Source organism: Winslowiella toletana (assembly GCF_017875465.1).
Taxonomy (GTDB): Bacteria; Pseudomonadota; Gammaproteobacteria; order Enterobacterales; family Enterobacteriaceae; genus Erwinia; species Erwinia toletana.
Genome location: NZ_JAGGMQ010000001.1, coordinates 2,382,078 through 2,394,501, shown reverse-complemented (window position 1 = coordinate 2,394,501; position 12,424 = coordinate 2,382,078). Strand labels below are relative to the sequence as shown.

At 53.7% G+C, this 12,424-nt stretch carries 11 protein-coding genes; 10 read left to right on the top strand and 1 reads right to left on the bottom strand.

Going from position 1 to position 12,424, the window contains the following annotated elements; all coding sequences use genetic code 11:
* The first annotated feature begins 5 nt into the window (after positions 1–5).
* The 9 genes from J2125_RS11170 (at position 6) to J2125_RS11130 (ending at position 10,189) form a co-directional block, all read left to right on the top strand.
* Positions 6–425: a F0F1 ATP synthase subunit epsilon gene (locus J2125_RS11170; protein ID WP_017800292.1), complete on the top strand. Its 420-nt coding sequence runs from the start codon at positions 6–8 to the stop codon at positions 423–425.
* 281 nt (positions 426–706) lie between these two features.
* Positions 707–2,077 carry a bifunctional UDP-N-acetylglucosamine diphosphorylase/glucosamine-1-phosphate N-acetyltransferase GlmU gene (gene glmU, locus J2125_RS11165; protein WP_026111600.1) on the top strand — a complete coding sequence of 457 codons (1,371 nt, stop codon included), beginning with the start codon at positions 707–709 and terminating at the stop codon, positions 2,075–2,077.
* Positions 2,078–2,222: 145 nt separating this feature from the next.
* On the top strand, positions 2,223–4,052 hold the full coding sequence (glmS, locus tag J2125_RS11160) for a glutamine--fructose-6-phosphate transaminase (isomerizing) (protein WP_017800295.1): 1,830 nt from the start codon (positions 2,223–2,225) through the stop codon (positions 4,050–4,052).
* 219 nt (positions 4,053–4,271) lie between these two features.
* On the top strand, positions 4,272–5,312 hold the full coding sequence (pstS, locus tag J2125_RS11155) for a phosphate ABC transporter substrate-binding protein PstS (RefSeq protein ID WP_017800296.1): 1,041 nt from the start codon (positions 4,272–4,274) through the stop codon (positions 5,310–5,312).
* Between the two features lie 87 nt (positions 5,313–5,399).
* Positions 5,400–6,362, top strand: a complete 963-nt coding sequence (gene pstC, locus J2125_RS11150; protein ID WP_017800297.1) for a phosphate ABC transporter permease PstC — start codon at positions 5,400–5,402, stop codon at positions 6,360–6,362.
* Complete coding sequence (gene pstA / locus J2125_RS11145) at positions 6,359–7,246, top strand: phosphate ABC transporter permease PstA (RefSeq protein ID WP_017800298.1); 888 nt, start codon at positions 6,359–6,361, stop codon at positions 7,244–7,246. The genes pstC and pstA overlap by 4 nt, the downstream gene beginning before the upstream one ends.
* A 43-nt stretch (positions 7,247–7,289) precedes the next feature.
* Positions 7,290–8,063 (top strand): phosphate ABC transporter ATP-binding protein PstB, encoded by a 774-nt coding sequence (pstB, locus tag J2125_RS11140; protein ID WP_017800299.1) that lies wholly within the window; start codon positions 7,290–7,292, stop codon positions 8,061–8,063.
* A 16-nt stretch (positions 8,064–8,079) separates the two neighbouring features.
* Positions 8,080–8,814 (top strand): phosphate signaling complex protein PhoU, encoded by a 735-nt coding sequence (gene phoU, locus J2125_RS11135; RefSeq protein WP_017800300.1) that lies wholly within the window; start codon positions 8,080–8,082, stop codon positions 8,812–8,814.
* Between the two features lie 136 nt (positions 8,815–8,950).
* Positions 8,951–10,189 carry an MFS transporter gene (locus tag J2125_RS11130; RefSeq protein WP_026111601.1) on the top strand — a complete coding sequence of 413 codons (1,239 nt, stop codon included), beginning with the start codon at positions 8,951–8,953 and terminating at the stop codon, positions 10,187–10,189.
* Here the strand turns inward: J2125_RS11130 and yieH are convergent.
* Entirely contained in the window at positions 10,186–10,848 is a 663-nt protein-coding gene (yieH, locus tag J2125_RS11125) for a 6-phosphogluconate phosphatase (RefSeq protein ID WP_017800302.1), read from the bottom strand. The two genes, J2125_RS11130 and yieH, sit on opposite strands and share 4 nt — an antisense overlap.
* Before the next feature lie 213 nt (positions 10,849–11,061).
* On the opposite strand from yieH, the gene J2125_RS11120 reads away from it, so the two are divergent.
* On the top strand, positions 11,062–12,375 hold the full coding sequence (locus tag J2125_RS11120) for an NCS2 family permease (protein ID WP_017800303.1): 1,314 nt from the start codon (positions 11,062–11,064) through the stop codon (positions 12,373–12,375).
* The last annotated feature ends 49 nt before the right edge of the window (positions 12,376–12,424 follow it).

Sequence of the window (12,424 nt, the reverse complement as noted above, 5' to 3'; positions counted from 1 at the left end):
TAGATATGGCTATGACTTATCATCTGGATGTCGTCAGCGCAGAGCAACAAATGTTCTCTGGTCTGGTGCAACATATCCAGGTGTCAGGTAGCGAAGGTGAGCTGGGTATTTACCCTGGCCACGCCCCGCTGCTCACCGCCATTAAGCCTGGTATGATTCGTATCGTTAAACAGCACGGCGAAGAAGAGTTTATCTATCTTTCCGGCGGCGTGCTGGAAGTGCAGCCAGGCTCGACTACCGTGCTGGCTGACACGGCGATTCGCGGAACAGATCTCGACGAAGCGCGAGCGCTAGAAGCGAAACGCAAAGCGGAAGAGCATATGAACAGCTCTCACGGCGATGTCGATTTTGCTCAGGCATCGGCTGAACTGGCTAAAGCGATCGCCAAACTGCGCGTTATCGAGTTGACCAAGAAAGCGATGTAACCCAGGCTTTATGTCTTAAGGTGCCAGTCAGTTATCTGACTGGCATTTTTTTTGTCTTTTCGGCTACTTTGCTTGCCATTTTGGGCTTGGGCAGTGCTCAAAATCCTCACGTACTATTGTACGCTCCGGTTTTTCCGCGCTGTCCGCACCCAAACTGTCTGCGCCAGCAACGCCGAAAGGTTAATTTTCGGTATTACCGCTAATTTCGTACTGAGAAAAATGTAGTAATCTCAGGCTTAAACCGCTTTACTTCGTCTATTAAAAGAATGGTCAGGATGTCTATGTCAAACAGCGCAATGAGCGTGGTTATACTTGCTGCCGGCAAGGGAACCCGCATGTATTCAGATCTTCCTAAAGTCCTGCATCCCCTGGCAGGGAAACCGATGGTGCAACATGTCATTGATGCCGCTAAACATCTCGGCGCTGCTAATATCAACCTGGTGTATGGCCATGGCGGCGATCTGCTGAAAGCAACGCTGAACGATCCGTCGCTGAACTGGGTCTTGCAGGCGGAGCAGCTGGGCACCGGTCATGCGATGCAGCAGGCGGCGCCACATTTTGCCGATGACGAAGATATTCTGATGCTGTACGGCGATGTCCCGCTGATCTCAGTGGCAACCCTTGAACGCCTGCGCAGCGCAAAACCGCAGGGTGGCATCGGTTTACTGACGGTAATTCTGGATAATCCCACCGGCTATGGCCGCATCCTGCGTCAACAGGGCGAGGTGGTGGGAATTATCGAGCAGAAGGACGCCAGCGCTGAACAGCTGGCGATCAATGAAATCAACACCGGCATTCTGATTGCCAGTGGCACGGATATGAAGCGCTGGTTAAGCAAACTGACCAACAACAATGCGCAGGGTGAATATTACATCACCGATATTATCGCCCTCGCCCATCATGAAGGCCGCAATGTTGCTGCAGTTCATCCCGCGCGCATCAGTGAAACTGAAGGCGTGAATAACCGCCTGCAACTTGCCACCCTTGAACGTGTTTATCAGGCCGAGCAGGCAGAAAAGCTGCTGCTGGCTGGCGTGATGCTACAGGATCCGGCGCGTTTTGATCTGCGCGGCACGTTGCAGCATGGTCGTGATGTGGTGATCGACACCAATGTGATTATCGAAGGTCAGGTCACCCTCGGGAATGGCGTCAAAATCGGCACCGGCTGTGTCATTAAAAACAGTGTGATTGGCGATAACTGTGAAATCAGCCCGTATAGCGTGGTTGAGGATGCTGAGCTGGGCACTGCCTGCACTATCGGGCCATTTGCCCGTCTGCGTCCGGGTAGTGAGCTGGCGGAAGGTGCGCATGTCGGTAACTTTGTCGAAATGAAAAAAGCGCGCCTTGGCAAAGGCTCCAAAGCTGGTCATCTCAGCTATCTTGGCGATGCGGAAATTGGCGCCGGGGTAAATATCGGCGCGGGTACGATTACCTGCAACTATGATGGCGCGAATAAATTTAACACCATCATTGGCGATAACGTGTTTGTCGGCTCTGATACACAGCTGGTGGCGCCGGTTACGGTAGCCAGTGGCGCCACTATCGCCGCGGGCACCACGGTAATGAAAGATATCACTGCTGCCGATCTGGTCTATAACCGTAAAGAGCAGAACCATAAGTCAGGCTGGCAGCGTCCGGTTAAAAAGAAGTAAATTTTAAAACCCAAATAATACTCCCCACTCTACAAGGCTCGGGGAATCCGCAGGTTCGATGCGTAAGCACGTAAATCTCGTCGGAAAATCAGGTCACAAGACAACGCAAATGGCGCTGAAACGCCATTTAGTCAGGAAAATAATTATGTGTGGAATTGTTGGTGCAGTAGCGCAACGTGATATCGCAGAAATCCTTATTGAGGGGCTGCGTCGCCTTGAATACCGTGGTTATGACTCCGCGGGCCTGGCAGTGGTTGATCAGCAGGGCCAGGTAACGCGTCTGCGTCGCCTGGGTAAAGTGCAGAAACTGGCCGAAGCCGCTGAAGATACTCAGCTGGTGGGCGGCACCGGTATTGCCCATACCCGCTGGGCGACGCACGGAGAGCCTTCCGAAGCGAACGCGCATCCGCATATCTCTGAACATATCATCATCGTGCATAACGGCATTATCGAGAACCATGAGCCGCTGCGTGAATTGCTGACTGAGCGCGGTTACCGCTTTGCCTCAGAAACCGACACCGAAGTGGTGGCGCATCTGGTGCATTGGGAGCAGCAGCAAGGTGGTTCACTGCGTGAAGTGGTATTACGCGTGATCCCGCAGCTGCGCGGTGCTTACGGCATGGTGATTATGGATAGCCGCGATCCGTCGCGGGTAGTGGCTGCGCGTTCTGGCAGCCCACTGGTGATTGGTCGTGGCGTTGGCGAAAACTTTATCGCCTCTGACCAGCTGGCGCTGCTGCCGGTTACCCGTCGCTTTATCTACCTTGAAGAGGGCGATATTGCTGAGATTACCCGTCGCGATGTCACTATTATCGATCGCAGCGGTAACAGCGTACAGCGTCAGGAAATCGAATCTAAAGTGCAGTATGACGCCGGTGATAAAGGCATCTACCGCCACTATATGCAGAAAGAGATCTACGAACAGCCAATGGCAATTAAAAACACCTTAGCCGGTCGTTTTAGCCATGGTGAAGTGGATCTTTCTGAACTGGGCGCTAACGCCAATACGCTGCTGAGCCAGGTTGAGCATATTCAGATCGTCGCCTGCGGCACCTCGTATAATTCCGGTATGGTTTCCCGTTACTGGTTTGAAGCGCTGGCCAATGTGCCGTGCGACGTTGAGATCGCCTCTGAATTCCGCTATCGCAAATCCGCGGTGCGGAAAAACAGCCTGCTGATCACCCTGTCGCAGTCAGGGGAAACCGCCGATACGCTGGCCGCGCTGCGCCTTTCGAAGGAGCTGGGCTATCTCGGTTCGCTGGCTATCTGTAACGTGGCGGGTTCTTCACTGGTGCGTGAGTCCGACCTGGCGCTGATGACCAAAGCCGGTACTGAAATTGGCGTGGCGTCCACCAAAGCCTTTACCACTCAGCTGACGGTGTTACTGATGCTGGTGGCGAAGATTGGTCGTCTGAAAGGCGTTGATGCGCAAATCGAGCACGATATTGTCCATGGTTTGCAGGCACTGCCAAGCCGTATTGAGCAGATGCTGTCACAGGACAAGCTGATTGAAGCATTGGCGGAAGATTTCTCCGACAAACATCATGCGCTGTTCCTTGGCCGTGGCGATCAGTACCCGATTGCGATGGAAGGGGCGCTGAAGCTGAAAGAGATCTCTTATATTCATGCTGAAGCCTATGCTGCTGGTGAGCTGAAGCACGGTCCACTGGCGCTGATTGATGCGGATATGCCGGTGATCGTGGTGGCGCCGAATAACGAGCTGCTGGAAAAACTGAAATCGAATATCGAAGAAGTGCGCGCACGCGGCGGTTTGCTGTATGTGTTTGCCGATCAGGATGCCGGTTTCAGCGACAGCGAAGGGATGCGCATTATCCCGCTGCCACATGTCGAAGATATGATTGCCCCGATCTTCTACACCGTGCCGTTGCAGCTGCTCTCTTACCATGTGGCGCTGATTAAAGGCACCGATGTCGATCAGCCGCGTAACCTGGCGAAATCCGTTACCGTCGAGTAATCGCAACAATTAAGCAAATAAAAACGCCGGTCAATGACCGGCGTTTTTATTTGCTTAATTCAGTGGAGCTGGCCGTTTCACTCAAATTAGCCCGATGTCACAAAACTGTCATATATCGTACATTTTACTGTCACCAAACTGTCCTATTTTGCCTCCAGCAGCAATGATTAATCTTATTAAAACGGCTTAGAGCCTGACTTTTACTCCCCCGGAGGGAATATGACACTGATGCATAGCACCTTAGCTCGTATTGTCGCAGCAACCGTATCTTTGAGCGCAGCTTCTGCCATGGCAGCAGCAAGCCTGACTGGCGCGGGAGCGACCTTCCCGGCGCCGGTGTATGCCAAGTGGGCGGATACCTATCAGAAATCAACTGGTAATAAAATTAACTACCAGGGTATCGGCTCATCAGGTGGCGTAAAACAGATTATTGCCAAAACCGTCGATTTCGGCGCATCCGATGCGCCACTGTCTGACGATAAATTAAATGCCGACGGCCTGTTCCAGTTCCCAACGGTAATTGGCGGTGTGGTGCTGGCGGTTAATATCCCTGGCCTGAAATCTGGCGAGCTGGTGCTCGATGGTAAAACCCTCGGTGATATCTACCTCGGTAATATCAAAAAGTGGAACGATGCCGCTATCGTGAAACTGAACCCGGGCGTGAAACTGCCAGAAACCAATATCGCTGTGGTACGTCGCGCTGACGGTTCCGGTACTTCATTCGTCTTTACCAGCTACCTGGCTAAAGTCAATGAAGAGTGGAAATCGAAAATTGGTGCAGGCTCAACCGTAAACTGGCCAACCGGTCTGGGTGGCAAAGGCAATGATGGCATCGCCGCCTTTGTGCAGCGTCTGCCTGGTTCAATCGGTTACGTTGAATATGCCTACGCCAAACAGAACAACCTGACCTATACCAAACTGGTGGACGCGGGTGGTAAAGCGGTAAGCCCGACCGAAGAGAGCTTCAGCAATGCGGCGAAAGGCGCAGACTGGAGCAAAACTTTCGCTCAGGATCTGACCAACCAGAAAGGCGACAATGTCTGGCCAATCACCTCTACCACTTTCATCCTGCTGCATAAATCTGCCGCTAAACCAGAGCAGACGGCTGAAGTGCTGAAGTTCTTCGACTGGGCCTATAAAGATGGCGCTAAAGAAGCCAGCGCACTGGATTACTCGCCACTGCCAAAAGAAGTGACCGAGCAGATCCGTGCAGCATGGAAAACCAATATCAAAGACAGTTCCGGTAAAGCGCTGTACTAAGTCACACTCAGTGCAGAACCGAAGGGATTCGGTTCATCACACAGGGCGGCTCCGTGCCGCCATTTCCATCTTAACGTCGAGAATTCTATGGCTGCAACCAAGCCGACATTTAAGGCCCCCGGCAAACAGGGCGATATCATCTTCGGTGCGCTGGTAAAACTGGCTGCGCTGATTGTGCTATTTCTGTTGGGCGGCATTATTGTCTCTCTGATTATTGCCTCCTGGCCGAGCATTGAGAAATTCGGTTTTGCCTTCCTGTGGACCAAAGAGTGGGATGCGCCAAACGAGAATTTCGGTGCGCTGGTGCCGATTTACGGCACCCTGGTGACCTCTTTTATCGCTCTGCTGATTGCTGTACCGGTAAGTTTCGGCATTGCGCTGTTCCTTACCGAACTGGCGCCGGGCTGGCTGCGTCGTCCGCTTGGCGTGGCAATTGAACTGCTGGCGGCGATTCCCAGTATCGTGTATGGCATGTGGGGGCTGTTTATCTTCGCTCCGCTGTTTGCCGAATATTTTCAGACGCCGGTCGGTAATGTGCTGTCCGGTATTCCGTTAGTCGGCGCGCTGTTCGAAGGCCCGGCCTTCGGTATCGGTATTCTGGCAGCCGGGGTGATCCTTGCGATTATGATTATTCCTTATATCGCTTCGGTGATGCGTGATGTGTTTGAACAGACGCCGGTGCTGATGAAAGAGTCCGCTTACGGCATCGGTTGCACCACCTGGGAAGTAATCTGGCGCATCGTGTTGCCGTTTACCAAGAACGGGGTAATTGGCGGCGTGATGCTCGGCCTGGGCCGTGCGCTGGGTGAAACCATGGCGGTGACCTTTATCATCGGTAACACCTACCAGCTCGACAGCGCTTCGCTGTTTATGCCGGGCAACAGTATTACTTCGGCGCTGGCCAACGAATTCGCTGAAGCGGAATCGGGTCTGCATACTGCCGCGCTGATGGAACTGGGTCTGATTCTGTTTGTGATCACCTTTATTGTGCTGGCCTGCTCGAAGCTGATGGTGATGCGTTTAGCGAAAAGTGAAGGGGCGCGCACATGACAACCCTTGAAATGCAGGCGCGAGAAGAGCTGAACGCTTCACGCCGCAAAATGCAGGCGTGGCGCCGGATGAAAAACCGCATTGCGCTGACGTTATCGCTGCTGACCATGGCATTTGGTCTGTTCTGGCTGATCTGGATCCTGTTTTCGACCGTGACCCGCGGCATCGACGGTATGTCGCTGGCGCTGTTTACCGAAATGACACCCCCACCGAACAGCCCGGGCGGTGGACTGGCGAATGCCTTCGCCGGTAGCGGCCTGTTAATTCTGTGGGCGACAATCTTTGGTACGCCACTGGGGATTATGGCGGGGATTTATCTGGCGGAGTTTGGCCGTAAATCGATACTGGCAGAAGTGATTCGCTTTATTAACGACATCCTGCTGTCGGCGCCGTCGATTGTGGTCGGACTGTTTGTCTATACCATTGTGGTGGCCAAAATGGAGCACTTCTCCGGCTGGGCCGGGGTGATTGCGCTGGCGCTGCTGCAGGTGCCGATAGTCATCCGCACCACCGAAAATATGCTGAAACTGGTGCCGGACAGCCTGCGTGAAGCGGCTTATGCCCTGGGCACACCAAAGTGGAAAATGATCTCCGCTATCACATTAAAAGCCTCGGTCTCCGGTATCCTCACCGGTGTATTGCTGGCGATAGCGCGTATTGCTGGTGAAACCGCGCCGCTGCTGTTTACCTCATTGTCGAACCAGTTCTGGAGCACCGACATGATGCAGCCGATCGCCAACCTGCCGGTCACCATCTTTAAGTTCGCCATGAGCCCGTTTGCCGAATGGCAGAGTCTGGCCTGGGCGGGAGTACTGATTATTACGCTGTGCGTGCTGTTACTGAATATTCTGGCACGTGTCATCTTTGCCAAGAGCAAACATTAATTTAGCAGCGCGGCTGCGGCGGCACTGAATAAGAGAGAAGAGAATGAGTATGGTGAATAAAGCTCCCGGCAAAATGCAGGTTCGCGATCTGAACTTCTATTACGGGAAATTCCATGCCCTGAAGAATATCAATCTGGATATCGCTAAAAACCAGGTGACGGCATTTATCGGTCCGTCGGGCTGTGGCAAATCGACGCTGCTGCGCACCTTTAACAAGATGTTCTCGCTCTACCCGGAGCAGCGCGCGGAAGGCGAAATTTTGCTGGATGGCGAGAATATTTTGACCGCCACTCAGGATATCGCCCTGCTGCGCGCACGCGTCGGCATGGTATTCCAGAAGCCGACGCCCTTCCCGATGTCGATTTACGACAATATCGCTTTCGGTGTACGTCTGTTTGAGAAGCTGTCGCGCACTGATATGGACGAGCGCGTACAATGGGCGCTAACCAAAGCGGCGCTGTGGAATGAAACCAAAGATAAGCTGCATCAGAGCGGTTACAGCCTTTCCGGCGGCCAGCAGCAGCGTCTGTGTATCGCCCGCGGCATCGCGATTCGTCCGGAGGTGCTGCTGCTGGATGAGCCTTGCTCCGCGCTGGACCCGATCTCTACCGGTCGCATTGAAGAGCTGATTACCGAACTGAAGCAGGATTACACGGTAGTGATTGTGACGCACAACATGCAGCAGGCCGCACGTTGTTCCGACCACACCGCCTTTATGTATCTCGGCGAGCTGATTGAGTTTAGCGATACTGATACGCTGTTTACTAAGCCGCATCAGAAGCAGACTGAAGACTATATCACCGGGCGCTACGGCTGATTTGACTGGAGAAACCATGGATAACTTAAATCTGAACAAACATATCTCCGGCCAGTTCAATGCCGAGCTGGAGCACATTCGCACTCAGGTGATGATCATGGGTGGCATGGTGGAGCAACAACTCACCGATGCGATTACCGCGATGCATAACCAGGATGGCGAACTGGCGAAACAGGTGATTGACGGCGATCACAAGGTCAATATGATGGAAGTGGAGATTGATGAAGCCTGTGTGCGCATCATCGCCAAACGTCAGCCGACCGCCAGTGACTTACGGCTGGTGATGGCGATTATCAAAACCATCTCAGAACTGGAACGCATTGGTGACGTGGCGGAGAAAATCAGCCGCACCGCACTGGAGAAATTCAGTCAGCAGCATCTGCCGCTGCTGGTCAGCCTGGAGTCGCTCGGCCATCACACCGTGCAGATGCTGCATGATGTGCTGGATGCCTTTGCGCGTATGGATCTCAATGCGGCGATCCAGATTTACCGCGAAGATAAGAAGGTTGATCAGGAGTATGAAGGCATCGTGCGTCAGCTGATGACCTATATGATGGAAGACCCGCGCACAATTCCCAGCGTGCTGACCGCCCTGTTCTGCGCCCGTGCCATTGAGCGTATCGGCGACCGTTGTCAGAACATTTGCGAAATTATCTTCTATTTCGTTAAAGGTCAGGACTTCCGTCATGTTGGCGGCGACCAGCTGGACAAGCTGCTGGCTGGCGACGACGGCGGCAGTAATCCCGCATAATCCTTCCATCTCGCAGGGGCGACGTTCTCGCCGCCCGGCTGTTATGTGGGAGCCGAAAACGGCTCCCCTGCACTGTTTCAAATTGTTCCGCCTGCTATATACTTGGCGCACAATTTGAATTGTCTGGTCCTGAAACATGTCGACACCCAAGCAAGCGAAGCAGAGCGCGACTCCTGCGAAAGCGATGCTCGCTGCCGTTAGTGGCTATGCCATGGATGGCTTTGATCTGCTGATCCTTGGTTTTATGCTGCCAGCCATTAGCGCCTCCCTGATATTAAATCCCTCTCAAGCCGGTTCGCTGGTGACCTGGACGCTGATCGGCGCGGTGTTCGGCGGTATTATTTTTGGCCATCTCAGTGATCGCCTTGGCCGTATTCGCGTACTGACCTTCACTATTCTGATGTTTTCGCTGTTTACCGGCTTGTGTGCCGTGGCACAGGGTTACTGGGATCTGCTGATCTATCGCACGCTGGCGGGAGTCGGCCTCGGTGGTGAGTTTGGCATCGGGATGGCGCTGATTGCTGAAGCCTGGCCTGCTAATAAGCGTAATCGCGCCTCAGCATGGGTAGGCATGGGCTGGCAGCTTGGCGTGCTGCTGGCGGCGTTTATCACCCCTTTGCTGCTGGATATCATTGGCTGGCGTGGCATGTTCCTCGTCGGGCTGCTGCCTGCGCTGCTGTCGTTTGTGATTCGTCGCGGCATGGGGGAGCCGGAAGCCTTTAGCCGTCAGGTGGAAACCGCGCCTGCGCTGTCGTTTGTCGCGCGGCTGAAACTGCTGTTTAAAGACGCACCAACCAGCAAAGCCAGCATTGGGATTCTGATTCTCTGTTCGGTGCAGAACTTCGGCTATTACGGTCTGATGATCTGGATGCCAAGCTATCTCTCTGTCAACTTTGGTTTTTCCCTCACCAAATCCGGATTATGGACAGCGGTTACCGTGGTCGGCATGACCTTCGGTATCTGGCTGTTTGGCGTGCTGGCAGACCGCTTTGCGCGCTGGAAGATTTTCCTGATCTATCAGTTCGGTGCGGTGATTATGGTGGTGATCTACGCCCAGCTGCGCGATCCGATGGTGATGCTGTTTACCGGCGCGCTGATGGGGATGTTTGTTAACGGTATGATTGGTGGCTATGGCGCGCTAATCTCCGATACCTATCCGGTACAGGCGCGCGCCACGGCGCAAAACGTGTTGTTTAACCTTGGACGTGGCGTCGGAGGTTTTGGTCCACTGGTGATAGGCCTGCTGGTGACGCAGTGGTCGTTTGTCGCGGCGATTACCCTGCTGGCGTTGATCTACCTGCTGGATATTATCGCCACGCTGTTTTTATTACCGAAGCAGCAGGGCAATGAAGATGCGCTGGGCGCAATTGGTTAAGCGGTAATCGACCAGCCGCGCGCTTTCCACAGCGCCGGTAGCTGCGCCATATCATCAAACATGGTCACCAGCGGATGGTCGAGCGGCTTATTATGCGCATCTGCACAGTAGTAAAACACCGGAATGCCGGCAGCAATGCCGGCTTTTGCACCCGCTTCAGAATCATCAACCAGAATGCAGCGATCAACCGCGACGCGCATCTTCTCCGCCGCGTGGTACATCAGTTCAGGATCGGGCTTCCAGCATTCGATATCGTAACCACTGAACAACCGGTCATCAAAATAACGCAGCATATCGGTTAGCCCAAGGGAGTGCTGCATCTTCTTCACCGTACCGTTCGATACCACGCACATCGGCACGCTAACCCGCGCCAGCAACTGCTGCGCGCCGGCAATCGGTTGCAGATCGGCATCGAACAGCCGGGCCACTTCCTGACGGTAGGCGCTCTCCAGTTCCGCCACCGGCACATCCAGCTGATACTGCGCACAGACATCGGCGACAATGTCATACAGCTTCACGCCCTTATACTTTTCAAACATCTCCTGTAGCGACAACGCCACGCCATACTGCGCAAAGGTATTTACATAGGATTGGGTGCAGATCAGTTCACTGTCCACCAGCGTTCCGTCGCAATCAAAAAACACACATTCAATACTCATCGCGCTTGTCCTTCAGGGTTCAAAGATGTCATCACATCTTTAACCAACTGTGTCAGGATTGCGAACGGGAAATGTCAATTACTGTTAATGGCAGCGATAAAGCGGTAAAAACTGCGCAATCGGTTGCGAAAAATCATTGTGATCCGCATCAAAAATTCACTTTTTGGTATAGGATAGCCCACGACAACATTTCCTTTCGTTCGGAATCTGATAATGAACAAACAAGGTTTACTGCAGCGCCTGTTTAAACTGCAAGAGCATGGCACCACAGCACGGACTGAAGTGATAGCGGGTTTCACCACCTTTCTTACCATGGTGTATATCGTCTTTGTGAACCCACAAATTCTTGGCGTCGCTGGCATGGATACGCAAGCGGTGTTTGTCACTACCTGTCTGATTGCGGCCTTCGGCAGTATTCTGATGGGGCTGGTGGCTAATTTACCGGTAGCGCTGGCGCCAGCGATGGGGCTGAACGCCTTCTTCGCTTTTGTGGTGGTCGGCGCGATGGGCATCTCCTGGCAAACCGGGATGGGCGCCATCTTCTGGGGTGCAATGGGTCTGCTGCTGCTGACCATTTTCCGCGTGCGCTACTGGATGATCGCCAATATTCCGGTCTGTCTGCGTGTTGGTATCACCAGCGGCATCGGCCTGTTTATTGCGATGATCGGCCTGAAAAACGCCGGTATCGTGGTGCCCAATAAAGATACGCTGGTGGCTGTCGGCAACCTGACTTCGCACAGTGTTCTGCTGGGCGCGCTCGGCTTCTTTATTATTGCCATTCTTGCCTCACGCAATATTCACGTAGCAGTGCTGGTGTCGATTGTGATTACCACCGTTATCGGGCTGCTGTTAGGCGATGTGCAATATACCGGCTTCTTCTCTGCACCACCGCCGGTGACATCGATTATTGGTCAGGTTGATCTGGCGGGTTCGCTGAACCTCGGTATGGCCGGAATTATCTTCTCCTTTATGCTGGTAAACCTGTTCGACTCCTCGGGTACCCTGATTGGTGTGACCGATAAAGCCGGTTTAGCCGATGATAAAGGCAAGTTCCCACGCATGAAGCAGGCGCTGTATGTCGACAGTATCAGCTCGGTGGTCGGTTCCTTTATCGGCACCTCTTCGGTTACTGCCTATATCGAAAGCTCTTCCGGCGTGTCGATCGGTGGCCGTACCGGCCTGATGGCGGTAGTTACCGGTATTCTGTTCCTGCTGGTGATTTTCCTGTCGCCGCTGGCGGCGATGGTGCCCGCTTATGCAGCGGCGGGTGCGCTGATCTACGTTGGCGTGCTGATGACATCCAGCCTCGCGCGGGTGAAGTGGGATGACCTGACCGAAGCGGTTCCGGCGTTTGTTACCGCCGTGATGATGCCATTTAGCTTCTCGATCACCGAAGGTATCGCGCTGGGCTTTATTGCTTACTGCGTGATGAAGGCGGGTTCCGGACGCTGGCGTGAAATCAGCCCATGCGTGGTCGTGGTGGCGCTGTTGTTTGTATTAAAAATCGTGTTTATCGATGCACATTAAGCGCACTGTAACGCGCTAAGCAGCGAAAAGGCGGTATCAGGCAACCCTG